The organism is Pseudoselenomonas ruminantium (genome assembly GCF_900113715.1).
GTDB classification, from domain to species: Bacteria; Bacillota; Negativicutes; order Selenomonadales; family Selenomonadaceae; genus Selenomonas_A; species Selenomonas_A caprae.
Map to the genome: position 1 here is coordinate 50,192 of NZ_FOQK01000007.1, position 25,167 is coordinate 75,358.

19 protein-coding genes and 2 pseudogenes are annotated in these 25,167 nt (G+C 53.9%); 19 read left to right on the forward strand and 2 right to left on the reverse strand.

Annotated elements, in window-relative coordinates:
- Window positions 1–124: 124 nt before the first annotated feature.
- From BM181_RS05190 to BM181_RS05205, 4 genes are all read left to right on the forward strand, one after another.
- The gene (locus BM181_RS05190) at window positions 125–3,502 is read left to right on the forward strand and encodes an EAL domain-containing protein (RefSeq protein WP_075442744.1); all 3,378 of its coding nucleotides are present in this window, start codon (window positions 125–127) and stop codon (window positions 3,500–3,502) included.
- 109 nt (window positions 3,503–3,611) lie between these two features.
- Window positions 3,612–5,528, forward strand: a complete 1,917-nt coding sequence (locus tag BM181_RS05195; RefSeq protein ID WP_075442745.1) for a sigma 54-interacting transcriptional regulator — start codon at window positions 3,612–3,614, stop codon at window positions 5,526–5,528.
- 18 nt (window positions 5,529–5,546) lie between these two features.
- Window positions 5,547–6,197: a tRNA (guanosine(46)-N7)-methyltransferase TrmB gene (gene trmB / locus BM181_RS05200; protein ID WP_075442746.1), complete on the forward strand. Its 651-nt coding sequence runs from the start codon at window positions 5,547–5,549 to the stop codon at window positions 6,195–6,197.
- A 12-nt stretch (window positions 6,198–6,209) separates the two neighbouring features.
- A complete protein-coding gene (locus tag BM181_RS05205) occupies window positions 6,210–7,409 on the forward strand; it encodes an FtsW/RodA/SpoVE family cell cycle protein (protein ID WP_075442747.1) in 1,200 nt (399 codons plus the stop codon).
- Between the two features lie 53 nt (window positions 7,410–7,462).
- On the opposite strand, the gene BM181_RS05210 is transcribed toward BM181_RS05205, so the two are convergent.
- Complete coding sequence (locus BM181_RS05210; RefSeq protein WP_075442748.1) at window positions 7,463–7,924, reverse strand: nitrous oxide-stimulated promoter family protein; 462 nt, start codon at window positions 7,922–7,924, stop codon at window positions 7,463–7,465.
- A 161-nt stretch (window positions 7,925–8,085) separates the two neighbouring features.
- Between BM181_RS05210 and BM181_RS05215 the strand changes: the two genes are divergently transcribed.
- The 14 genes and pseudogenes from BM181_RS05215 to BM181_RS05275 all read left to right on the forward strand — a co-directional run bounded on the left by BM181_RS05215 (window position 8,086) and on the right by BM181_RS05275 (window position 23,313).
- Window positions 8,086–8,289 (forward strand): hypothetical protein, encoded by a 204-nt coding sequence (locus BM181_RS05215; RefSeq protein WP_075442749.1) that lies wholly within the window; start codon window positions 8,086–8,088, stop codon window positions 8,287–8,289.
- 28 nt (window positions 8,290–8,317) lie between these two features.
- On the forward strand, window positions 8,318–9,598 hold the full coding sequence (locus BM181_RS05220; RefSeq protein ID WP_075442750.1) for a sensor histidine kinase: 1,281 nt from the start codon (window positions 8,318–8,320) through the stop codon (window positions 9,596–9,598).
- Window positions 9,595–11,070, forward strand: coding sequence for an aminotransferase class I/II-fold pyridoxal phosphate-dependent enzyme (locus BM181_RS05225; RefSeq protein WP_075442751.1), 1,476 nt, complete (start codon window positions 9,595–9,597; stop codon window positions 11,068–11,070). Before BM181_RS05220 ends, BM181_RS05225 begins: the two co-directional genes overlap by 4 nt.
- Window positions 11,067–11,738, forward strand: a complete 672-nt coding sequence (locus BM181_RS05230; protein WP_075442752.1) for a dTMP kinase — start codon at window positions 11,067–11,069, stop codon at window positions 11,736–11,738. Before BM181_RS05225 ends, BM181_RS05230 begins: the two co-directional genes overlap by 4 nt.
- Before the next feature lie 21 nt (window positions 11,739–11,759).
- Window positions 11,760–12,308, forward strand: coding sequence for a ribonuclease M5 (gene rnmV, locus BM181_RS05235; protein ID WP_075442753.1), 549 nt, complete (start codon window positions 11,760–11,762; stop codon window positions 12,306–12,308).
- Window positions 12,305–13,177 carry a 16S rRNA (adenine(1518)-N(6)/adenine(1519)-N(6))-dimethyltransferase RsmA gene (gene rsmA / locus BM181_RS05240; RefSeq protein ID WP_075442754.1) on the forward strand — a complete coding sequence of 291 codons (873 nt, stop codon included), beginning with the start codon at window positions 12,305–12,307 and terminating at the stop codon, window positions 13,175–13,177. The genes rnmV and rsmA overlap by 4 nt, the downstream gene beginning before the upstream one ends.
- Window positions 13,178–13,289: 112 nt before the next feature.
- Window positions 13,290–14,795 (forward strand): Na+/H+ antiporter NhaC family protein, encoded by a 1,506-nt coding sequence (locus BM181_RS05245; RefSeq protein WP_075442791.1) that lies wholly within the window; start codon window positions 13,290–13,292, stop codon window positions 14,793–14,795.
- A 157-nt stretch (window positions 14,796–14,952) separates the two neighbouring features.
- Window positions 14,953–15,354, forward strand: a pseudogene (locus tag BM181_RS15090) (flagellin); the annotation flags it as partial.
- Window positions 15,355–17,448: 2,094 nt separating this feature from the next.
- Window positions 17,449–17,793, forward strand: coding sequence for a flagellin (locus BM181_RS15515; protein ID WP_256211302.1), 345 nt, complete (start codon window positions 17,449–17,451; stop codon window positions 17,791–17,793).
- 279 nt (window positions 17,794–18,072) lie between these two features.
- Window positions 18,073–18,702: pseudogene (locus tag BM181_RS15725) on the forward strand (flagellin); the annotation flags it as partial.
- 846 nt (window positions 18,703–19,548) lie between these two features.
- A complete protein-coding gene (locus BM181_RS15730; RefSeq protein ID WP_231473926.1) occupies window positions 19,549–19,893 on the forward strand; it encodes a flagellin in 345 nt (114 codons plus the stop codon).
- 207 nt (window positions 19,894–20,100) lie between these two features.
- Complete coding sequence (locus tag BM181_RS05265; protein ID WP_075442756.1) at window positions 20,101–21,381, forward strand: glycosyltransferase family 8 protein; 1,281 nt, start codon at window positions 20,101–20,103, stop codon at window positions 21,379–21,381.
- Between the two features lie 11 nt (window positions 21,382–21,392).
- Complete coding sequence (locus BM181_RS05270) at window positions 21,393–22,580, forward strand: glycosyltransferase family 8 protein (protein ID WP_075442757.1); 1,188 nt, start codon at window positions 21,393–21,395, stop codon at window positions 22,578–22,580.
- 13 nt (window positions 22,581–22,593) lie between these two features.
- Window positions 22,594–23,313, forward strand: coding sequence for a class I SAM-dependent methyltransferase (locus BM181_RS05275; RefSeq protein ID WP_075442758.1), 720 nt, complete (start codon window positions 22,594–22,596; stop codon window positions 23,311–23,313).
- 38 nt (window positions 23,314–23,351) lie between these two features.
- Here the strand turns inward: BM181_RS05275 and BM181_RS05280 are convergent, their stop codons facing one another.
- The gene (locus BM181_RS05280; RefSeq protein WP_256211300.1) at window positions 23,352–24,575 is read right to left on the reverse strand and encodes an MFS transporter; all 1,224 of its coding nucleotides are present in this window, start codon (window positions 24,573–24,575) and stop codon (window positions 23,352–23,354) included.
- Window positions 24,576–24,664: 89 nt separating this feature from the next.
- Here BM181_RS05280 and BM181_RS05285 point away from each other — a divergent pair, with 89 nt between their 5' ends.
- Window positions 24,665–25,087, forward strand: a complete 423-nt coding sequence (locus tag BM181_RS05285) for a GtrA family protein (protein ID WP_256211301.1) — start codon at window positions 24,665–24,667, stop codon at window positions 25,085–25,087.
- Window positions 25,088–25,167: the final 80 nt, after the last annotated feature.

Genomic DNA, 25,167 nt, shown 5'->3' on the forward strand with positions numbered 1-25,167 from the left:
AGACAAATCATGGTTTACAGGGTTACGGCTATTTTGGCGGCGGGGCAGGAAATAACGCGTTCGAGGCGAATGATATAGGTAATGATGTGAACGAATGTGCCGGAAAGAGTTAGAGGGTAGCTATATGGATAGCGAAGCATTAGGGAAGAAATTGGCAGCCAAGGCGGATTACCTGCCGGGGGGATTCTTCATCTACCGGGCGGACGCGGCTGAGGAAATATTATATGCCAACGAGCAGGTCCTGAGGCTTTTCGAGTGCGAGAGCTATGAAGAGTTCTATGCGTATGTCGGCGGCAGCTTCCAGGGAATGGTCAACCGCAATGAGCTCGAGGGCGTCGAGAAGGATATTGCCTATCAGGTAGGCCAGCATGACAACCGTTTCGATCATGTGACGTATTTCATCACGACAAAAAAGGGGAATACCTGCTATATCGAGGACTTTGGCCGTCTGGTCGACGATCCGGAGGAAGGGCCGCTTTATTATGTCTTCATTGCCGATGTGGAAGTGAAGTCGCAGAAGTATGAGCACGACCGCGTGACGGGGCTCATGAGCATGCGGCTGTTCCTCGAGGCGACGGAGTCGCTGCTGGCCAACCTGCGCCGCAGTCCCCTGCCGCGGCCCATGGTGCTCGTCTTCATCAACGTGCGCAATTTCAAGCATTACAATGTCCGCTATGGGCTGGCTGCCGGCGACGAATGCTTGCGCAATATCGGCCGCATCCTCACGCTGCATTTCCCGCAGGATCTGCTGACGCGGCTCAACAACGATCACTTTGGCATCCTGACCCAGGCAGAGGGTGTGACGGAAAAACTTGCACAGGTCCGGGAGGCCATCAAGGCACTGAGCGATGAATTGCTGCTGGAGATGAAGGCGGGCGTCTATGCCATCCCTGAGCAGCGGGAGGTACAGACAATCGTGGCGCTGGACTATGCCAAGATCGCCTGCGACAGCATCAAGAACAAGGTCGGCAGCTCGGTGCAGTATTATTCTGAGGACATCCACCGCCAGCTGGAGATCTATGAGTATGTCACGAGCCATATCGATATGGCGCTGGAGCGCAAGTGGGTCAAGCTCTACTACCAGCCGGTCGTGCGGACGCTGTCCAAGGAGCTTTGCAGCATGGAGGTGCTGGCGCGCTGGGTAGATCCCATCTATGGCATGCTGAATCCAGGGCAGTTCATCAGTGCGCTGGAGGATAGCGGCCAGATCCACAAGCTGGATGCGTATATGGCGTGGGAGACCTGCCGGCTCATGCGCGAGCGCATGGACAAGAATATCGTCGTTGTGCCGGTATCCTTCAATCTGTCGCGTCTGGATTTCCTGCTCTGCAACATCTTTGCCGACATCGAGGCGGCGGTGACGGAGTTTCGGATTCCACGCTATATGATCCACATTGAGATCACTGAGAGTATGCTGTTTGACAATGGGGTGCACATGCAGGGGGAGATCCAGAAGTTCCACGATGCCGGCTATCAGGTCTGGATGGATGATTTCGGCAGCGGCTATTCGTCCCTCAATGTGCTCAAGGATTATCATTTTGATGAAATCAAGCTCGATATGATGTTCCTGTCGTCGTTCAATGACCGTTCGCAGGCGATCCTGACCTCCACGGTGGATATGGCCAAGAAGATCGGCATCCAGACGCTGGCCGAGGGGGTCGAGACGGAGGAGCAGTTCGAGTTTCTGCGCAGCATCGGCTGCGAGAAGGTGCAGGGCTATTTCTTCGGCAAGCCGCTGCCCTATCAGGAATCCATCGACAATATCATCAGCAAGGGCATGAAGATTGCTTCGCTGGACTGGCAGCATTATTACGACCAGGCCGGCCGCATCAATCTGATCACCGATCAGCCCACGGCCATCGTGGAGGACGACGGCCGGAATTTCCAAGTACTGTTCGCCAATGTGGCCTTCTATGAGCAGCTGAATGGACTGGAGATCCACGGCTTGGTGCAGCTCGAGCGTACGGTCAATTCGAGCTTCTCGCCGCTGCATCTGCGGCTGCGGGAGTTCGTGGAGAAGCTGAAGCGGCATAAGACAGAAGATGTGATGTTCTATGCCAACCGGGGCCAATATCTCATGCTGAAGTTCGAGCCGGTGGTGGAGTATGCGAACAAATACCTGTACCGTGCGACGCTTATCAATCTGTCGGCCGATGCGGAGCGCGTCGCCGAGCAGCGGCTGGATCGTGTCATGCGCGATGTCAGTGTCTTGTTTGATGATATTGTCGTGCTGGATTTTGCCAAGGACTGTGCTGAGCCCTTGCTGTTCTCCAAGGTGACGGGTAAGGCGGGAGAACGTCATTGGTATGAGCTTTTGGCTTACCGGAAAAAGATGCTCGATGAGATGATGCATCCGGAAGACCGGCAACGGTATCTGGATTTTGTCGGAGGCATGGATGTGCGGCAGCGCATCAAGGAAAGTCCGCGGGGCTTTGTCGAGGGATTCTTCCGCACGAAGGATCGGGATGGTCTGTATAGCTGGAAGCAGTTCGACTGGTTTGCGGAAGGAGGGGTGAAGGATCCGCTGGTGGTGCTCTGTGTCAAGCGGGCCAATCTTGAAGATCCGGCGCTTACCGAGACGCTTATGCAGATCGTAAGGGAAGACGTGGAGGTGCAGGAACGCTTTTCGCAGGCGGGGCGCAAGCAGCAGCAGCAGGCGCTGCTTTGGCGTACCTTGATGGCACACACCACGGACTGCTACTTCTGGAAGGATGCAGAGCGTCGTTTTGTCGGGGCCAGCCAGTCATTCCTTGACTATTACGGCCTGGCATCATTGGATGACATTGTGGGTAAGAATGATGAGGAGATGCATTGGCATATCGACAATCAGCCCTATAAAAGCGATGAACTGGATGTCATTGCCAACGGGGCTGTGGTGCATGATGCGCCCGGTAAGTGCATCATCAAGGGAACCGTGCACCCCATTGTCTGCAATAAGTGGCCAATTTATGACAAGGGCCGCATTGTTGGCCTTATGGGCTATTTCATGAATGCCGAGAAGCTGTGCAACCGCACCCGGAGCATCACAGGCAGCGTGCGCATGGACATGATTACGGGGCTCATGAATTGGCGCGGTCTGGCGGAGGTTTTTGTGGGCTATGTGGAGCAGATGGAGTTCCATGCGCGTCATTTCGGTCTTATCCTGTTGCGTTTCGGTGAGTATGCTGAAATCAGCCAGCAGCGTGGTGTGCGGATCGCCAATTCGTATCTGCGGACAGCAGCTGACAGCTTGCGGGAAAGCTGTGGCAGGCAGTGCTCGCTGGCACGTCTCAAAGGGGCCGATTTTGGTGTACTGAGTTATTTCGAGCGGGCTGGTGAGCTGGAAAACCGCGTGGCGGCCATGATGAAGCAGCTCTGCGGCAGCTATGAGATCCATCATCAGCTCGTGGAGATGACGGTGCGCTGCAGCGTGACCGTTGACACCGAGGCTTCTTCTCTCGAAGAGATGTATGCACTTGGCAATAAAAAACTGGAAAAATGTACACAAAAAGGTCAAAAGTAATTGCAGGATGACCCAATGCTTGGTAAAATGTAAGTTACGATAATTTGCGAAACACGTAATACCTGGCGCGTACCAGGGAGAAAATAAATGATTTACAGGAGGCTGAGCTATGATTAGAGAGCATCGCAGCAGAAGCAAACTCGAGGCTTATTATCAGAAATTCACGGAAGACGGCATATTAGATCCCAATGTACATCCCTGGGTGGCCGAGTCCTGGGAACGGAGCCAGGAGCTGGGCATCGATCGGGATACGATGAAGATTGAACGCAGGATGTCCAAGGAGGAATTCCTGGAGCTGCAGAACAAGCATCGCGATGCTATCGACTATCTGAGCAAGCTCAGTGAGGGCATCCGCGAGTTCTTCCAGGAGTACAACCTGAGCCTGCTGCTGGTCGACGCTGACTGCACGGTGCTCAAGAGCTATTCGCTGCCGTTCTATCAGATGACACCGGGGGAAATCGAAGGCACGCGTGTCGGGGTGGAGGAGGTCGGTACCTCATCCATTTGCATTGCCTATGAGCATCAGACGCCGTTTTGGATGTTTGGGCCGGAGATGTGGGTCAAAGAGTGTCAGCTCGGCGATGCCTGCTCGGCGCCGGTCAAAGTCAATGGTGAGTTCCATTACATCATCACGCTGGTATCGATGGAGCAGATCGCGATGCCGCAGGATGCGGTCATCTCGCTGCTGCTGACGATGCGCACGGCCCTTGAGCAGCATCTGACGGAATCCCTGCGTATAAAAGCGGAGGAAGCAATCCTTGACGCGACGCCGTTTGCGGTCTACCATGTCATGCCGGGGGGCGAGGTCGCCTATGCGAACCAGCTCGGCCATACGCGCCTTGAAGGCATCGGTGCCAAGAAGGGCGATGGCAGCCGCCATACGCAGAATCTCAACGATGTCATCATGAACTATCAGCATACGCCTATCTACAAGGGCTTCCGCGGTGTGCCTTCCTACAACAAGGAAGTCACCTGGATCACGCCGGCTAAGACCTATGAGGACATCACGACCGTCGTGCCGTTGGAGCGCGATGAAGACCAGGCCGTGCAGAGCGTCGTGGTCGTATCGATGCCGATCGAGGATCTGCGCACGCTCGTGGCCCATGCCGCTGGCTATACGGCCAAGTACAGCCTCAACTCGATGGTCGGCGACGGCTCGACGTTCCTGAGTGTCCGCAATAAAGCGGGCCGCGTGGCCAAGAACAACCACCATGTCCTGATCCAGGGCGAGGCCGGCACGGGCAAGCAGCGCATGGCGCATGGCATCCATCAGGCAAGTGCGCGGGCAGCTGGTCCGCTGATCACGCTGCGCTGCGGCGACACGACGCCGGAGCTGCTGGAGCAGGAGCTTTTCGGCGTCATGCTGAATCCGGAAGTCAGCCACCAAGGCCGTCTCGAGCTGGCTTCGGGCGGTACATTGTTCCTCGACGAGATTGAGAAACTGCCAAAGAATATTGCCCTGGAGCTGGCAGAGGCATTGGAGACAGGCAAGACTTGCCGTGTGGGCGAGAATGTAGAGCGCACGATTGATGTGCGCATCATTGCGGCCTGCGACAGCGACCTCAAGCGCCTGACCGAGCGCGGGCTGTTCGCCCGCGAGCTCTATGAGATCGTCAGCCGCAGCATCGTACGCGTGCCGGCCCTGCGGAGCCGCCGCGAGGATATCCCTGAGCTGGCCCAGCATATTGTCAAGGAGCTGGCAGAGCAGCATCAGATGGAACCGAAGGAAATCCTGCCAGCCACGGAAAAAGTGCTGGAGGACTACGACTGGCCGGGCAATATCAAACAGCTGCAGAGCGTTCTGGAGTATGCCTTCTTCAATACGCCGGGCAAGACCATCCGGCCGAACGACATCAGTCTCATGGGCGATGTCAAGCCGGATAACAAGTGGAAGGAAGACAAGGAAGTATTCGTCAAGGCCTGGCAGGCTGCGGGCGGCAATGTCAGCCGTCTGGCGAATCTCTTGAATGTCAGCCGCGTGACGCTGTATCGTTATCTGAAGAAATACGGATTGGAAAAGAAGTAAAGCTAAAGGAGCAACAACGTGCGTTTAAGAAGAAAACCGTGGGTGGATGAGGCCATCCATGAATTTGATGCGTTTGTCATCAGCCGTGACCAGGAAATCGGTGAGGAAAAGCAGGGCAAGTGGGCGGAGATCTTTGGCCGCCAGGCGCCGCTGCATGTCGAGCTCGGCACGGGCAAGGGCGATTTCATCAGCCAGCTGGCTGAGCGCAACCCCGATATCAACTACATCGGCATTGAGGCCCAGCAGGATGTCCTCTATTCGGCAGCCAAGAAGATTGCGGAGAAGGAACTCAAGAATGTCCGCCTGCTGGTGTTTGATATCAACAACATCGAGAAAATCTTCGGCGAGGAGGAAGTTGACCGCTTCTACATCAACTTCTGCGATCCCTGGCCGAAGAAGCGTCATGCGAAACGCCGCCTGACCCATGTCGGTTTCCTGGAGAAGTACCGCCGTCTGCTCAAGAAGCCAGGCGAGCTGCATTTCAAGACCGACAATCGTCCGCTGTTTGATTTCTCGCTGGAGCAGTTCGAGGAGGCAGGCCTGCCGACGCGTGATGTGTCGTTTGACCTTCATGCTGAGAACCGTCCGGACAATATCATGACGGAATATGAACGCAAGTTCAGCGGCTTCGGCGAGAAGATCAACCGCTGTGAGGTTATCTTTCCGTAAGGGGGCTATGTCATGCGGATAAGGAAGACCATGTGGAACAACGATGCCGAGCCCATCCTTGTCATCATGATTATCCTCATTGTTCTTGGGACAATCAATGTATTCAGCTCAAGCTTTGTCATTGCGACGACGGATTATGAGAACCCGTATTATTTCCTGATCCGTCACGCAGTCTGGCTGGTGGTCGGGTTCATTGCCTTCGTCATCTGCCGCAAGGTCAACTACCGGCGCTGGCGAGACTGGATGCCGATGCTGCTGATCGGCATGATACTGGCGCTGGCGGCGGTGCTCGTGGTGGGCATGAGCGTCAACGGTGCGCGGCGCTGGCTGGGCGTCGGCCCGCTGAGCTTCCAGCCAGCGGAGTTTGCCAAGCTCGTGAGTCTGATGCTGGCGGCTGCAATCCTGTCGGTGCAGGTCAAGGCTGGCCGGCCCGCAAGTGTCATGAACCTGCAGTTTGCCTTGATCATGTTGATGGCTGGCCTTACGGAGCTGGAGCCTGATATGGGAACGGCGTGCATCATCCTGGGCGTGCCGCTCATCATGGCCTTTGTCGTCGGCATGACGCCGGCGATGACCAAGGGCGTACTGCTCGCCATCCCGTTGGGCGTTGTCGGCCTTATCACGCTGCAGCCGTATCGTCTGAACCGCGTGCGCATCATGCTCGATCCGTGGTCGGATGCCCAGGGCATCGGCTATCAGACGGTGCAGTCGCTCTCGACCATCGGCTCGGGGGGCTTCTGGGGCATGGGCCTGGGCGATGGCGTCAGCAAGTACGAGTACCTGCCCGAGGCACATACGGATTTCGCGTTTGCGATTTTCTGCCAGGAGCATGGGTATGTCGGTGCCTTGATGGTATTCTTGCTGTTTGCCCTGTTGATTTTCTTCTGTGTCCGCATTGCCAACCGTGCGGCCGATGAGTTCGGCCAGATCCTGGCCATGGGCATCATGCTCTTGATCCTTGGCCAGGCGCTGGCGAACCTCGCGATGGTCGGTGGCATGTTCGCCGTCGTCGGCGTGCCGCTGCCCTTCATCAGCTATGGTGGCTCATCGCTGCTGGTCACGATGATTGCCATGGGGATGCTGCTCAATATCTGCGACCATGGCCGTGCGCCGGATTACGGTGACGCGGCCGGCAGGAAGACGGAAGCCGTCAAGGGCAAGCCTGGGCAGGAAGCGGCCAGCAGCCGTCCGCAGCTTCGCTTGGTGAAATAATGGATCCAGCAACAAAAAAACCTTCCCGTGGGAAGGTTTTTTATATTGCTGGATTATTTCTTTGCCTTGCGGTCTTTGGCGCGTTTCTTGGAAGCCTCTTCCTTGGCCTTGACCTTATCGTCGATTTTCTTGGCCTGCTGGTATTTCGCATAATCGACGCCCATGCTGGCCAGCTTGTGCTTGACAGTCATGATGGGGTGGGAGAAGAACATGCGCTTCTGGCTCGAACCCATGATGTGCAGGAACTCCTGCGCCTGCTTGGAGCCGAAGCACTGCACCGTGCGGTCACAGCGGTCGCAGATCGGCTTCGTGATGCCATAGGGGCAGCGGTTCATCTTCGTCATGACCGTGGCCAGAAGGGCCTGGCACTGCGGGCAGAGTTTATCGCCCGATGTCTTGTGATGGCTGTGGCAGTAGATGCCGAAAGTCTTTCGGATGGTGGCCTTTTCTTTCGGCATGTTGTTCTTTATTTCTACCGGTTTCCTTTTCGGCAAGAAACGAGAAAAAATGCTCATGTTGAATCACCTTTCGCTAGTTGGAATGTACCGTGTGGAGGCACTCTATATATTTTAAAGGTATTTAACGATAAAAGCAAGTCTCCCTTGACTTCTGTAACTTTCATAGTAAAATTTATAAGTAAGAGTATTTTGGGGGTCGTGTACGTCATGGCCGGGAGGTGAGTACGATTTCTTTTTGGAAACAGCATGGCAAGGCCATCTCGAATGTATTGGTGGTGCTGCTGGTAGTGGGCGCAATCTATGCGAAGATCCAGGACAATGGGGTCGATTCCCTGTTCCGCCTGACGGATCTCTATATCCTGGCGGGAGCCCTGCTGGGCCTCGGCGTGATCCGTTGGCTTGGCAAGCGTCACAATAAGTAACACACTGGCGTGAGAATGGAGGCGTCGTATGTCAGCCCTCAAAGAGGAAGCCCTGCTGAACGGGGCAGGCGGATTGAAGACCGATTCGCTCAAGAGTATCCTGACCAATACAATCAATACCATCGAGGATAACAAATCACAGATCTTTGATATATATGAGACGGCGCGCGCCGAGGTGGAAAGCAGCAAGCAGCAGCTTCAGGAGCTCAAGAAGCAGGCGCAGCAGACCATCGACCGCGTGGATGACCTGGTGAAGCAGGAGCAGCGGGAGAAGCAGCAGCTCGTGCAGGTCAGCAGCAATTTCCAGGACTATTCGGAGGAGAAGATCCGCGAATGTTATGAGCAGGTCAAGAATGTGCAGGTAGAGCTCGGCGTGCAGCGCGAGAAGGAGCAGAATCTGCGCCAGCAGCGCGACCGCCTGGAGCTGCGCCTGCGCCACTTGCAGGTCATGCTCGTGCAGGCCGAGCATCTGGCGCTGGCCATTGGCTCAGTGCTTTCGTATCTGAGCTCGCAGGTCAGTGGTGTCGTTTGGAAAATCGAAGCAGTGCAGAAGGATAAGTTCGTCGGTGCGCGCATCATCAAGGCACAGGAGGAAGAACGCTATCGGGTTTCCCGTGAAATCCACGATGGCCCGGCACAGGATCTGGCGAACCTCATCTTCCAGACCTCGATTGCCGAGAAGCTCATCGACTACGACCCGGAGGAGGCCAAGAACACGCTGCGCGAACTGCGCCAGCAGATCCGCGACTGCCTCGTCAATGTGCGGCAGGTCATCTTTGACATGCGGCCGATGGCGCTGGATGATCTGGGCCTTGCGCCGGCGCTCAACCAGCTGGTCGGACGGCTGGCGTCGCGCGGTGTCCTCTCAACGGAGTTCAGCATCGATGGCAACGCCTATGAGCTGCCCAAGCATGTGGAGATCGCGATTTTCCGCATCGTGCAGGAGGCACTCAACAATGTGGCCCATCATGCCGGTACGGATAAGGCGCGTCTGCGCCTGCTCTATACGCCGCAGGCTTTGTCGGTGCTCGTCCAGGATGAAGGCAGCGGCTTTGATGCCGAGGCTGAGCCGGAGATCCCCGACATGGATCATGCGGATGAGATCCTTGACGAAGATGCCGAGCATGTAGGCAAGTTCGGTCTTATGGGCATGCGGGAACGCGCCAAGATCATCGGTGCGGATCTCAACATCGTCTCGGAGCCCGGCAAGGGGACCCGCGTCCATCTGCGCGTGCCGAGCAAGATCCCCGCGCCCAGCGTGGACAAGGTCAAGGCCATCAAGACACCGGACAAGGGCAGAAGGAAATGACGGATAAACAGACAAAACTCAATCAGCTAAGAGCGCCGATTGCGGAGGCCATGCAGGCCTACGCGCGAGACGGCGCTCTCGCTTTTCATACGCCAGGGCACAAGCAGGGACTCGGCGCGCATCCGCTGCTCAGGAAGCTCATCACCGCGGAGGGGCTGCGCGAAGAAGTCTCGCTGATGGAGGAGCTTGACGACCTCCATGAGCCGACGATGTGCATCCGCGAAGCGCAGGAGCTGGCCGCGGATCTCTACGGTGCCGATGCGGCGTATTTCATGATCAATGGCACGAGCGGTGCTATCCATACGATGCTGATGGCGGCGCTGATGCCCGGCGATACTGTGCTGGTGCCGCGCAATGCGCACCGTTCGCTGATCGGCGGCATCATCTTGGTGGGGGCAAGGCCTGTCTTCATCCAGCCAGAGATTGATGAAAGGCTCGGCATTGCCATGGGGCTGCGCCTTAGCGACATCAAGAAGGCAATTGCTGCCCATCCCGAGGCCAGGGCCCTGGCCCTTGTCTATCCGACGTATTATGGCGTCACGGTGGACTTGCCGGCCATCGCCGACGAACTGCATGCGCATGATATGCTGCTGCTCGTCGACGAGGCCCACGGGCCGCATCTGAAATTCTCGGACAAGCTGCCGCTGCAGGCCATCGATGCTGGTGCCGATATGGCGGCGCAAAGCACGCACAAGATCACCGGCAGCATGACGCAGACCTCGCTGCTGCTCGTGAAGGGGCCGCGGGTGGATCAGGAGCGCGTGCGCCAGGCGGCGAGCCTGCTGCAATCGACAAGCCCCAACCAGCTGTTGCTGGCTTCTCTCGATATCGCGCGCTTGCAGCTGGCTGAGGTTGGCCGGGAAAGGATTGGCCGCGCTGTGCAGCTGGCCGAGAAGCTCCGCCGGGATATCAATGCGGTGGATGGCCTGTGGTCCTTTGGGGCCGACTACCTGCAGACGGAGGGCGCCGCAGGACTTGACCTCACGAAGGTCACGGTCAGCCTGCGCGGGCTGGGCATCAGCGGGCCCCAGGCCGAGGAGATCCTGCGCCATGAGTACAAGATCCAGTGTGAGCTTTCTGATGCGTATAATCTCCTGTTCATCATCTCGTATGCCGACACGGAGCATGAGACTGGTGTGCTGCTGGATGCTTTGCGGGCTTTGGCAGCCAGGTTCCAGGGCAAGGCGCAGTTTTCGGTGCCGGCGGCTATGCCTGCCGTGCCGGCGCTGGGCATGACGCCGCGGGAGGCATTCTTTGCTGCCTATGAGCTGGTTCCGTTCCCCGTGGCGGCAGGCCGCATCGCTGCCGAGCAGCTGATGTTCTACCCGCCGGGCATCCCGATATTGGCTCCGGGAGACAGGATCAATCAGGCAAGCCTTGACTACATCCGGGCGATGCAGGAGCTCGGGCTCAAAGTGGTAGGTCCGCAGGATACCAATCTGAAGACATTGAAAGTAGTGAAAGAATCGTGAGCAAAGGAAAACTCATCATCATAGAAGCCGGTGACGGCTCAGGCAAAGCCACGCAGACCAAGGCGCTTTACGAGCACCTCGTGCGTGATGGTCATGAAGTACGCCGCATCGAGTTCCCGGACTACGCGGCGGATTCGTCGATGCTCGTGCGCATGTACCTGCGTGGTGATTTCGGCGGTCATGCTGAGGATGTCAATGCGTTTGCTGCATCGACGTTTTTCGCTGTGGACCGCTATGCCTCTTTCCGCATGAAGTGGAAGGACTTTTACGATGCGGGCGGCATCATCCTGGCTGACCGCTATACGACAAGCAATATGGTTCATCAGGCCGTCAAGCTCACCGATGAGGGGGAGCGCGCTGCGTTCCTTGACTGGCTCTGGGATTTCGAGTTCGTGAAGCTCGGCCTGCCGGTACCTGACAAGGTCGTCTTCCTTGATATGGACCCGGCGGTGGCGGATAAGCTCATCGCGGCGCGGGCCAAGGAAACGGGAACGGCAAAGGACATCCACGAACAGGACACGGATTATCTGCATCGCTGCCATGCTGCCTATCTGGAGCTGGCCGCTAAATATGGCTGGGCTAAGGTGACTTGCAGCCAGCAGGGTGAGCCGCGCGCAATCGAGGCCATCCATGCAGATGTCTATGCTGCAGTCCAGGCGTGTCTATAATATAGAAGGTAAGGAGTATTTATGATAAAAGAAGTATTGGTCGTCGAGGGCAAGATGGATGTTGTCGCCATCGACAAGGCCGTCGAGGCTGACTGCATCATCACCGAGGGCTTCAACCTCAAGCCGCAGGCCTTGAAGAATATCGAGCAGGCCTATAAGAAACGCGGCATCATCATCCTGACTGACCCGGACTCGGCTGGCGAGCGCATCCGCACCTATCTTTCGCGCCGCTTTCCCGAGGCCAAGCATGCCTTTGTGCCGGTCGAGGATGCCACGGATAATGACGATATCGGCATCGAGCAGGCCAAGCCCGATGCTATCCGCAAGGCACTGGAGAAGGTGCGTACGCTGGACTGGGAGCCGACGGATGAATTCAGCGGTGCCGATCTCATCGTGAACAACCTGTCGGGGGCTGCTGATGCGAGCCAGCGCCGGGCAAGGCTCGGTGCGATCCTGGGCCTGGGCTTTGCCAATGCCAAGACGTTTTTGAAGCGCCTCAACCATTATGGCGTGACGCGGGAGGAATTTGCTGCTGCGGTTGCACAGCTTGACAAGGAGGATGGGAAATGAGTGGAGAAACCATACAGCCGAAGATTGCCAGCCGTGAAGTCACGACGCATATCCTCAAGGCCTTCGGCCTGCGCATGAGCAAGAAGCTCGGCCAGAACTTCCTGATCGATGCGGGCATCGTGCAGGGCATCGTCGATGCGGCGGAAATCGAGCCGGGAGACCGCGTGCTCGAAATCGGGCCGGGCATCGGCACGCTGACGCAGGGCCTTGCCGAGGCTGGAGCCGAGGTCACAGCCGTCGAGCTTGACAAGAAGCTGCCGGCTGTGCTCGCCGAAACGCTCAAGGCTTATGAGAATGTCACGATCGTGCCGGGCGATATCCTCAAGGTCAATATTCCGGCCATCATGGGCGATGCGCCGTTCAAGGTGGCGGCCAACCTGCCGTATTATATCACGACGCCAATCCTCATGGCCCTCTTGGAGCGTCATCTGCCGATAACGCGGATGGTCACGATGGTGCAGAAGGAAGTGGCTGAGCGCATGGTCGCTGACCCGGGATCCAAGACGTACGGTGCCCTGTCGGTAGCAGTCCAGTACTACACCGAGCCCGAGATTGTGCTCAATGTACCGCCGCGCTCCTTCATCCCCGCGCCGGAAGTCGACAGCGTCGTCATTGCCTGCAAGGTACGTGAGACGCCAGCCGTTGACGTGATGGAGGAGAAGATGTTCTTCCGTGTTGTCAAGGCGGCCTTTGGCCAGCGCCGCAAGACCCTGGCGAATGCTCTTTGCGGTGGCGGCTTCCCGAAAGAGCAGGTCCGCGATGCCATGGAGCGTGCTGGCATCGACCCGACGCGCCGCGGCGAGACGTTGTCGCTGGCTGAGTTTGCGCAGCTTGCTGACGAATTCAGCAAGATTGCAAAAAATGCTTAATTTTTTATTGCTACTATGCAAAAAATGTTATACAATAGTACACGTGAAAAATAACAAGCAAAGCATTGTAATGTTGTAAATGTACAAGTATAACAGAAAGTAGGTTATGTTCATGGCAGAATCCGTCTGGTCCGTACTGCCGCCACTGATTACGATTGCGCTGGCGCTCTGGACAAAAGAAGTATACATGTCCCTGATCATCGGCATCTTTTCGGGTGCGATGTTCTTCACGGGGGGCAACATCATCGAGTCGATCCTGACGATGTTTGCCGTCATGGCCGATAAGGTCGGCAGCAACGTCAATATCCTCGTGTTCCTCGTTATCCTCGGCATCCTGGTCGCAGCCATCACGCGCAGCGGCGCGACGCGCGCCTATGGTGAGTGGGCTGCGCGTTCGATCCGCGGCAAGCGCAGTGCCTCGCTGGTCACGGCGCTTTTGGGACTGGTCATCTTCATCGACGATTATTTCAACTGTCTGACCGTTGGTACGGTCATGCGTCCGGTGACGGATAAGTTCAAGATTGCGCGCACGAAACTCGCGTATATCATCGATGCGACGGCGGCACCAATCTGCATCATCGCCCCAGTATCGAGCTGGGCCGCTGCTGTCGGCTCCTCGCTGCCGGAGGGCAGCGACATCGACGGGTTCTCGCTGTTCCTGCAGACAATCCCGTTCAATCTCTATGCCTGGCTGACGCTGCTGTTCATGGTCTTCATCATCTGGACGGGCCGTGACTATGGTACGATGGCCAAGAGTGTCCGCGAGAGCAATGAGAACTTCGTAATCCCGAAAGAGTATCAGGACACGACGGGCATCAAGCATGAAGAGGAAGGCAATGGCAAAATCATCGATCTGCTGCTGCCCCTCATCGTCCTGATTGCGGCCTGCGTCTACGGCATGCTCTATACGGGCGGCATCCATGAGGGCAAGAGCATTGCCGATGCCTTTGCAGATTGCGATTCGTCGAAATCGCTGGTCCTCGGCTCGTTCATTGCCTTTGTCTTTACGGGGCTGCTGTACCTGCCGCGCCGTGTCATCACGTTCAATGCATTCTGTGACAGCTTCGGCTGGGGCTTCAAGGCCATGACGCCGGCTATCTTCATCCTGTGCCTGGCGTGGACGCTTTCGGGCATTTGCAGTGACAAGTATCTGAACCTCGGTGGTTTTGTCGGCGGTATCGTCAGCGCCCATGCATCGCTGATTATGTTCCTGCCGCCGATTTTCTTCCTCGTGGCCATGGGCCTGGCCTTTGCGACAGGCACATCCTGGGGCACGTTTGGCATCCTGATCCCGATTGCCGTGGCAGTTGTCGGTGCTGACCCGAATATGCTCGTGGTCTGCGTGGCAGCAATCCTTTCTGGCGCTGTCGGCGGCGACCATGCTTCGCCGATTTCCGATACGACGATACTCGCGTCGGCCGGTGCTCAGTGCCACCATATCGACCACGTCGATACGCAGCTGGCTTATGTGCTGACGGTGGCTGCCTGCTGCCTTATCGGCTACGCCGTCGGCGGCATCACCGCAAACGGCTGGATCGGCCTCGGCGCATCCCTTGCCTGCCTTGCCATTGTCATGGCCGTCATCGTGGCGAAAGTGCCATCGTTAGAAAAAGAATAAAGCCTTCCCTTTTGGGGAAGGTGCCCGTAAGGGGCGGATGAGGCAAAAGCCTTCCCATTGGGGAGGCTTTTTTTGATAGCGATATTTATTATTTCGCGAAAAAATACGATAATATAATAGAGGTGTCTGTAAAAATAGCTTCAAAGGATGAGCGGCTATGATTATCAACAACAATAGTGCGTCCATGATGACGTTGGGTGAATTGAACAAAAACATCAGCAAGGGAGCCAAGCAGCTCAAGAAACTCGCCTTAGGAGAACGCATAACCAGTGCCGGCGACGATGCGTCGGGCTATTCGATTTCTGAGCGGATGCGGGTACGGATTCGTGCGCTTGATCAAGATGAGCAAAATGTTCAAAATGGCCAGGCCCTTTTGAATGTCGCCGAGGGAGCTATCCAGTCACAGATAGAACTTATGAAGACCATCAAGCAGAAGGTCATCGATGCGGATAACGATACGAACACGGATGTCGATCGTGCGACCATCCAGAAAGAAATCAATCACGCCTATCAGCAAATCGAAGACATTGCGCAGGAGACCAACTACAACGGCGTCCGTCTGCTCGTAGGCGATAGCGTAGAGGAAACCGTCCGCAGCTGGGTGCTCAAAAGCAACTCGTCGCTCCTCGAGGGCAGTGACGCCATGAATATGATAAACGTAATTCCCAACGTCTATCCAACTCTCAATGGCATTACGGGGCCATTTGATTTGTTCCAACCTGCGAAGCTGGAGCAAACATCATTAGCTAGTATTGGATTTTCGCCAACGATTCAGTTTACAGGCGGTGTAGACAATACCTATACATTGGATAGTTCGTTTACTTCAGTAGATTCTTTTGATGGTGTATCATTCAATACTGCAGCGTATAGCTATGTTTTGACAAAAACGCCGAGCAGTACAAATGAATATCGTGGTGCTATTACGGATTACCTCATTGAGTATTCCGGTACAGGGGTCATTGAAATTGACATTAGTGCGTGTAATTCGGTGGAGGATGTGCTGACAACTATACAGGGAGCAATTCCTAGTGTGAAAGGGCATGGTGTTGATGCTAATGGAGCGAACTATTTAATTAGCGCGATGCAGATATCAGGGGAGGCATACACTGGATATAATGCAACGGTAGCTGCCGCTGCCCCGACGGGGATTTTTACTAGTCCACAGAATTTTAGTGGAGGAAGAGATAAATCAGGTGGTGGGACAGACCAGGATGCATCACCACTCCAGCCGGCAACAAGCGCTAAATTTGAATTGACGGGATTATCAGCTGATACAGGAATTACGATACATATCAATACTGGTCATGACTCACTACAATTGATGAAGTTTGTTTCGGGCAATAGCAGGCCTACTGCGTCGGTACCTCCCAATGGTGTTCTTACTGTTGGGGTTGATTATGTGGGAACCTTTAGGTATGGTAAGCTTACGGCGTCGATGGAGAATGGAAATTTGACCCTTACGGCGAATCAAGAAGGCGTACGGGGAAATTCTTATTATGTGGAAGATGGCATTTCTGCGAAAACATATGAATTTTTAGCGACAAGTCCGCTCACAGGAGCAAATACAACAACCTATGCATATGCAACGGTGGATGTTTCTGGCTATAATGATGTGGAAGATTTGATTGATGACTTAAAAGGAAAAGCCATAGCATTTACGGGGGGCGGAACAGAGGCGATGCAGGCGTATTTTGGAACGCATTGGGCAGCTGATTCAAGGTATACTTATTTTGAATTTGTGGATTCTGCCTCTACGAATCCGGTGGAGGGAATGTATACAATAAATAGATCAAAAGTTTTTGATTTAGATACTTTACGCAGTTATGTCGCAGGTGGAATGTCTATTGGAAAAGCCTTTGCAGAAATGATTGTCAGTCGTATGGATATATATGATTATAGGGAAAAACGCGTGGAAGAGGCGAAGGACAGTAATGGTCAAACCCTTGGTATAAAATTTAAAGCTTCAGAAGGGGGAACCCTGGGGAATAGAGAGAATTTATTTTTAGCCCAAGGCCAGCTGCGTTCTTACACGCTAGACTACGGCAAGTGGTTTACCAAAAATCCGAATCTTTCTATACCGGACTTCCTCAATAATAAAGGCTTTCGTGCTTATTGCGCAAGTTGTGACAATCAGGTGTTTAATTTCCATTTCATTACCGAGGATTTACCAGAGGGGCCACGTCCGGAGTCTGACCCGAATGGCGAGGATATCAAACATATTTATATCAATGTCTCAAATGTGACAGACGCATCATCGTTAGTACAGGCCATTTATGAACAGGCAACGCCGGAGCTTACGGGGGACGACCCGGATTTGAACCACTTTATGCGGTTGGTGGCTGACGGCGATAAATTGATTATTTATGATGAGCGGCGGCTTACTGATGATTACTTGCGCTATGGAAAGGATGCAAGCGGCAATCTTTTCTACGAATACCAATGGGACGATACTTATAATGTCGGTGGTGCCAAGATTGCTGATGGTGTTTGGGACAATGTGGAAATCGGCGAGCGCAAGATTTATGCTAAGGATTTGATTATTCATCATACCGATCATGCGAGCATGAATATCCATTTGAAGATTCCTCAGACCACGTTGGACCATCTCTTTGGCTATGAGCCCGGTTCGCAGAATTGGACGGATTTCAACGTGATGACCAGCAAGAGCCGTGAGGAGTTATTGGGCAATCGGGCAGGAACTACCCGCAGTGGCAAACATATCACCAAGGATGAAGAGGGGCTGTTGGATAAGGCGCTGAATTATCTTATCGGGGCGAACTGTCTGGTGGGCGCACAGAATATGCGGCTCAAAATGACGGAAGAGAATATCGTGGCGCAGCGCGAGGGAACAGTCGCCTCGGAGTCTACCGTCCGCGATGCGAATATGGCAAAAGAGATGACCGGCTACACTAAGGCAAATGTATTGGCCCAGGCCTCGCAGTCTATGCTCGCACAGGCCAATCAGAATAGTTCGGGTGTGCTGCGTTTATTGCAGTAGAGAAAGAAGCTATCCGATTATAGATTCGTAGTATCTTTTCTTATATCGTATTTTATAGTAAAATATAACTAGGAAAGTTTACGCTGGCTATTAAGGGCAGCGGACTTTTTGACGATATATAGATTAGAAATATCTGTCAGTAGAGGGCGGGGGCTTCCACCGCCCTTTGAGGTAAGGGTATATGAGCCTCGAGGAACCACAGGGACGGTATGGACGGGGCTATCATGAGGATGTGACTAGGTAGTCGGCAGACTGCTCATCAGGGAGGATGTGTCGATAATGGCAATGGTGGTTAAGAATAACATGTCGGCGGTGCAAACCTTAGGGACACTGAACAAGAATTCTTCGGCATTGGCAAAAAGTTTACAAAAGGTATCGAGCGGCATGAAAATCAATTCGGCCGCCGATGATGCTTCGGGCTATGCGATTTCTGAGCGTATGCGGGTCATGGTGCGTTCGCTGGACCAGGCGGATGCCAATACGCAGAATGGCGTGAGCCTGATGAAGGTCGCGGAGGGGGCTGTGAGCTCTACGGTCGATATCCTGCGCACGATGAAGGAAAAAGCAATCAATGCGGCCAACGATAGCAATACGGACGCGGATCGCGCGACTATCCAGAAGGAAATCGACCAGTCCATCGACCAGATCGATGACAATGCCAATGTTACCTATAACGGTAAGAGTTTGGTGGATGGTTCGAAGATGACCGAGGGTACGGCAACTAAGACGTCTATGACGAATCAGAGCCTGCATAAGGATACGTTGGGGGCGACAAGAATCGTCGATTTGCAGAACCGCAATGGCGAGAGTCTCAATATCCAGACGACGGATACGCTGACGATTTCCTATGTCATCCAGGGGGAGACCTACAGCTTTGATGTCGATATTACGGATACGACAACGCTGGATAGTGCTTTGCAGGATGCCAGCGAACCCTATACGCGCAACAATCCAATGATGCGGGCGGCCTATGCACAGTATGATGCATCGACAACGGCGGCTAATTCTACCTATAATAGTTCAGTAGGGGTGGCGAATAGTACATATAGTACTGCGCTTACGAATGCTACTGCCAACTATAATGGTAGTATCCAAAACACCTTGAGTACGATGAATTCTGCATCGACGAATGCGATTTATTATAAGTCGTTGTATGATTCTGTATATCAATCGTATGTCAATCGAGGATTTACGCCAGATGAGGCTAATACGCAGATGCAGCATGGAGCTGGTTCTACATATAATTCGAATTATATATCTGCATCAACATTATATTCAACATCGTTGTCTAATTATACATCTACGGAAGCATCGGCGGCTGCTGTTAGGGCATCTTCGGAGGTATCAGCATTAACAGTAAAGAATTCTGCTGTTGCGGTAGCACGTTCAACCCTTACCGTTGCCCTTAGTACCGCGGCATCGACTCTGGCAGATTCGGTTGGTGAATTGATTCCTTATAAACTTTCAGTTGATACGGGCAATGTAGTCGGCATCGGTGCCTCTGGCGATACGGTCTATACCGCCAATCGCGAAAATGCCATTACGATTTCCTCGGGTTCGGCAGGTCTTCAATACCAGCTGTCGGGGATTACCTTTAGTGTCAAGGACTCCAAAGGACAGGTTAAGAAGTCCGTCAACTCGGTTCTCGATAACTTTACCGAGTCGGTACGAGCCTTCAATAAGTCCAACGATAATGCCATCAATCTGCAGGTTGGCACGAAAGCCAACCAGACTATCCGCATCGGCCTTACCGATATGCGCTCCGAGGCTCTTGGCCTTAAGAGCTCGACGGGCATCACGCTTGGCGTTGGCACCCAGAAACAGGCTAATGCCGCCGTCAATGTCCTCGACAATGCCATCCAGAAGGCCCTCGACCAGCAGACGGATATTGGCTCGATTGAGGCTCGCCTCGAGATGACCTCCTCGAATCTCGTGATATCGAGTGAAAACGTTCAGGCATCCGAATCCACCATGCGCGATGCCAACATGGCCAAAGAAATGACCGAATACACCAAGAACAACATCCTCATGCAAGCCGCACAGGCTATGCTGGCCCAAGCCAACCAGAGCAGTTCGAATGTACTGAGCCTGTTGCAATAAAGAGCGAATTCGCTTTAGAAGCCCCCAGAAGGACCGCAGTCCCGACTGGGGGCTTTTTGCGTATCCGCGTTCATCTAAAAAATAACCCAGTCAATGCCGTATCAAGTGACCGATACGGCTCCTTTTATGTTTCAAGGAAGGATTTTTAGAGCCGATGGCAAACTATATAAATGAATATTTATAGATGTTATAGATGGGGTGGGTGTAATGGAACGGAAACGGATTGGCGATGATGCGCGCATGGTGCATGTGGCCTATGCGATGACGGATAAAAATGGTACGTACAGCAAATATATCGGGGCGTCGATATGCTCGCTATTTGAGCACACCGATGCCTGGGTGACAATACACCTTTTGCATGACGATACGCTGACCGAGAAGAACCGTGCGAATTTTATCAAGCTGGTGCGCGAGTATGGCCAGCAGATTTTTTTCTATAACGTGGCGGAGAAATGCAGAGATTTGTTGGCGGAGGCCCGGGAAATATTCCGGCGGGCTGTTGATACCGATTACTATACCCCTGCGGCGCTTTACCGTCTGCTAGCTCCCATCGTTCTGCCCCGTGATGTGAAACGGCTGATCTATCTCGATGCTGATACGATTGTCAACATGGACATCCGCAAATTCTGGGAAGTGTTCCTCGATGGCAATCCGCTAGGGGCCGTGACCGAGCGCACCCTGATGGAGCATTATCAGAAGCAGATTGACCGGTCAATCGATGAGCGGCTGTATCTGTTCAAGAATAGCTGGACGGATTTTGACACCTGTTTCAACTCGGGCGTACTCCTGATGGATTTGGAGAAGATGCGCGATATGGGCGGAATCCTGCTGCCGGGGCTGCGCTTTATCGTCCAGCACGAGGAGGAGTGCCGCTTCTTCGATCAGGATATCCTGAACTATTTTTTTGCCCGTGATTTTCTGCATTTGCCGTGGAACTACAATATCCTGCAGTCGTGGGATAGGGAGTGGGGCAGCCCCGAGCCAGTTGAGGGCATCTATCATTATATGGGCCGCACGTTGCGCTATAATTTCGAAGAGCCGCGCGACCGGATTTTCTATGAGGCTTTTGTCAAGACGCCGTGGTGTGATGCGGAATTTCTCTGCAAGAGCTATGCGGTTACGCGCAATATCCTGGCAGGGGAGCTCGAGAAATGCGTGGAGCGCAACCGCAAGGCATCGGCGGCCTGGGCGCGGCGCAAGCGGGTCTTTGTCGGACTCGCGAAAGATGAGGCGAAACTGCGGGAAATGTTTATGCTGGCTGATGATGAGCCCTATGTGGTGATGGAGGAGGGCAGTACGGCGCTTAACCTTCCCTATGACCTTGGCACGCATGTCTATGTGTTCTTCCTGAATGATTTCCCCGAGTGGAAAGAAAAACTCGAGGCGGCAGGCTGGCAGGAATGGGAAGACTATATCGATGGCAAGTCCATCGTCATCCCGCATCCATCGCGTCTGTTGGATGAATATCGTATTTTCATGGTGATGTGAGGTGGATGTCGATGATACATGTCTGTTATGCCGTTTCCGATAAGAAGGGCAATTATACCAAATACGTGGGGGCATCAATGTGCTCCATTTTTGAGAATACCAAGGAATGGGTGACGGTGCATTTCCTGCATGACTATACGCTGTCTACGGATAACCGTCGGATGCTGATGCAGCTGGTGCGCAGCTATGGTCAGCAGATTGTATTCTATGACTTTGAACGGTTGTTCAAAAAACGTTTTGAGGAATTGGAAGCTAATAATGAATGGATGAAGTCATATCTTAAACCTGGGGTTAGTCTGGCTATTTGGTATCGTTTGGTAATGGGCGAAGCGCTGCCCAATGTAAATCGGGTAATCTATCTTGATGCCGATACTATCGTGAATTTGGACATTGCTGAGCTTTGGGGAGAGAAAACTGGCCAAAATGGTCTTGCAGCGGTACCAGATAAGGTTATACAGGAAGGCCATTTTAGCCGGATGGTAGAGAAGGGGCTATATCCTGAGGAACGTTATTTTAATTCAGGTGTATTGCTCATCGATATGGAAAAATTCCGTCAGGAAGACCAATTAATGGAACGGGGAGCAGAATTCCTCAAGAAAAATGAATTGGTGGATTATCCTGATCAGGACATCCTCAATTATTTCATGGGGAAAGATTGCCGTTTGCTACCGGATAAGTACAATACGCTGGTAAGCTGGGAGATGGCCCAGAAACGCGAAAACGTGGGAGAATGTATCTATCATTATGCGGGTCAGCGCTATGCGATAGATGCGGTCAATAACTATCATCGGTTATTCCTGACGTATTTTACCAAGACGCCGTGGTGCAATGCGGATTTTCTCGGCAATCTTGCGCGCAATATCCATCAGGCGAACCGTTCCTTGATGCTCACTTATGCCAACTTCATTGCGGGGATGCATCGCATCGTCATTGGCGAAGAGAGCGAGAAGGACAAGCTCACCAAGATGTTGATGCTTAAGGAAAAAGAGAAGTTCTATACCCTCAAGGACTTTAATAAAAAAGGCCTGCGTTTGGAACCAAACGAGGTCATTATCTTCTTTATTAAGCAGGAAGATTACGAAAAGGTCAAAAAGAATCTGGAAGCATGCGGTGTTATGGAAGGCGTGCATTTTTGGAATGGCAATATCCTGCTTTACCGTGATGGCAGTCAGGATGCGAAAATCCTGCGTGAATCCTGATAGGAGGGCGAATATGGCGGATAAAACTCCTTATGATGAAAACTTCTACCGGACGCAAAAAGACGGCTCCTATCGTTCGGCTGAGCTTACGATACCGAAACTCTTCCGCTATGTACCAAAGCCGAAATCCGTAGTCGATGTAGGCTGCGGCCTTGGTACCTGGCTGGCGGTTTTCAAGCAGCATGGCGCTGAGGTCGCTGGTGTCGATGGCAGCTATGTCCAAAAGGACATGCTTTATATTGATGCGAAAGAGTTTGTCGAGGCAGACCTGGAACATGAATCGATAGCGAGTGGCGACGAACGGTTCGATTTAGCGGTTAGCTTAGAGGTGGCTGAGCATCTTTCGGCCGAGCGTGCCCTGAGTTTTATCCATGATTTGACCATGCTCTCGGATATGGTGTTCTTCTCGGCGGCAGTGCCCTTGCAGGGCGGCACCAACCATATCAATGAACAGTGGCAGTCCTACTGGGCCAATCTGTTTGCTGCGGAAAACTACGTGTGCCTTGACTGCATCCGCCCACAGATCTGGGGCGAAGCCGAGATAAAAACAGAGTATAAGCAGAATATCCTGTTATACGTAAAAGAAGCCGCACTGAGTAACTATCCGCGCCTGCTAGAATACTACCTGGCCCGCTGTCATGACCCGCAGCAAATCGATATGATCCATCCCAACAACTGGGTCGGCGTAGTACAGTATCTTCATGAAATGATGCGGAAAGGGATGGCAACATAAGTTCAGCACACTGAGGTAATGAAAGCATAAAGATACAATTATCTCTTTATCGTGAGTTTACACCAAATAGCATTTACAATCAGCAGTGCTGCGACCAGTAGGAAGAGGTTGCGGATGCCGATCTGGGCGGCTAGCTGGCCGCCGAAGAAGGCGCCGCTGAACATGCCGATGAATTGGGCGGACTGATTGAAGCCGAAGATGCGGCCCATCAGAGCTGGGGGCGCGAGCTGGCGGATGAGGTTGTTGGTCGCGGGCATGAGACCGGCGATGGCGATGCCGTGGAAGAAGCGCAGGACGCCGAGCTGCCAGGGGGCGGTGACGAATCCCTGGGGGATGGATACGAGGCCCGAGAGCAGCAGGCAGGCGAACAGGATGCGTTCTGAGCCGATGCAGTCGGCGAGCCTGCCAAGGCGCGAGGCGAACAGCATGCTCGCAAAGCCGGCGGCGGAGAAGACGGCGCCAGAGACGATGGCGAGGTGGTCGATGTTGCCGGCGATTTCCTGTACGTAAACGGTTAAGAGGGGGGCGACGCAGGTCAGCGAGAAGTGCAGCAGCACCGTGGTCAGGAATACGCCGAGGATAATGCCGCGTTGCGGCAAATCGCGGAACGAGGGAAGAGAGCTGTCAGCGCTTTCGGCGCGGGCGGCTTTTTTTGTCTCCTGTACCTGCGTCAACGCGAGGAAACCGAGCAGACAGCAGGTGCCGATGAACAGAAAGGAGCTGCGGAAGCCGATGACTTCGCTGAGCCAGCCGCCGAAAATCGGGCCCATCAGGCCGCCGGATACCTGCGCTGTGAAGAACATGCCCATGGCCCAACCGGAATGCTTTTTCGGTGTTTCCTGGGCGAGCAGCGGGATTACGGCGGCTTGGAAGCCACTGAGGCAGCCCTGCAGCAGCCGCAGGATCACGAGGTGCCAGACACTCTGCGCAAAGCCCATGCCAATCATGATGAGCCCGAGCCAGCCTGAGGCGCGCAGGATCATCGGCTTGCGGCCGAAGCGGTCGGAGAGCCGTCCCCAGATGGGCGAGAATATGGCTAGGCTGATGAAGTTGCAGCCAAAGACAATGCCTGCCCAGCGCGCGACATCAGCGGGATCATCGACGCCTAGTTCTGCGATATAGAGCGGCAGGATCGGTGCCATCTGGCTCATGCCGATGGAGACGATGAACGATGCGGCGCAGCAGATGAACAGATTCTTCCTCCAGATAGGAAATGATGAAAACATAAGCAAAGCCTCACTTTGTGCTGGATATAGTTCCATTATAGCACGCAGGAAAATTTATGGGACAGGGATGCTTTTTCTCGCGGGGCAGGGTATAATAGAAAGGACTTTGGATAGCGGGGAGAAGGATGGAGAACGTGGACATGGGGCAAATGACCGACAAACTGAAAAAGGAATTCTGGACAAAGGAGTTTATCCTGTTTGTCGTCGTGGGCGTCGTCAATACGCTGGACTGCAGCTTGTTTGCGGCTGTCCTCATGCAGTATGGCATCGAGGATGCCAATATCGCCTTCAACATCGGCTATGTCATGAGCAATATTCTGGCATACCTGCTGAACTGCTGGCTGATTTTCCCGACGCGGCCGCAGCTGCTCCAGTATTTCCGGTTCGCGCTCTCGTATGTCGGCAATGCAATCATCGAGAACGTCTCCGTGCTGGTGCTGTATAACTGGCTGGGCTTTCCGCCTGTCGTGAGTTTCGTGCTTGCGGCCTTGATAAGCGTGCCCGTGACATTCCTGATGGTCAAGATCTATGCGTTCAGCAAGAAATAACGATATCCGTTTTGGAGAATAGCAAAGGAGCTGGGAAACGCAGGCGGCAGTTGCCTGTGTTTCCCAGCTCCTTGTCTGTC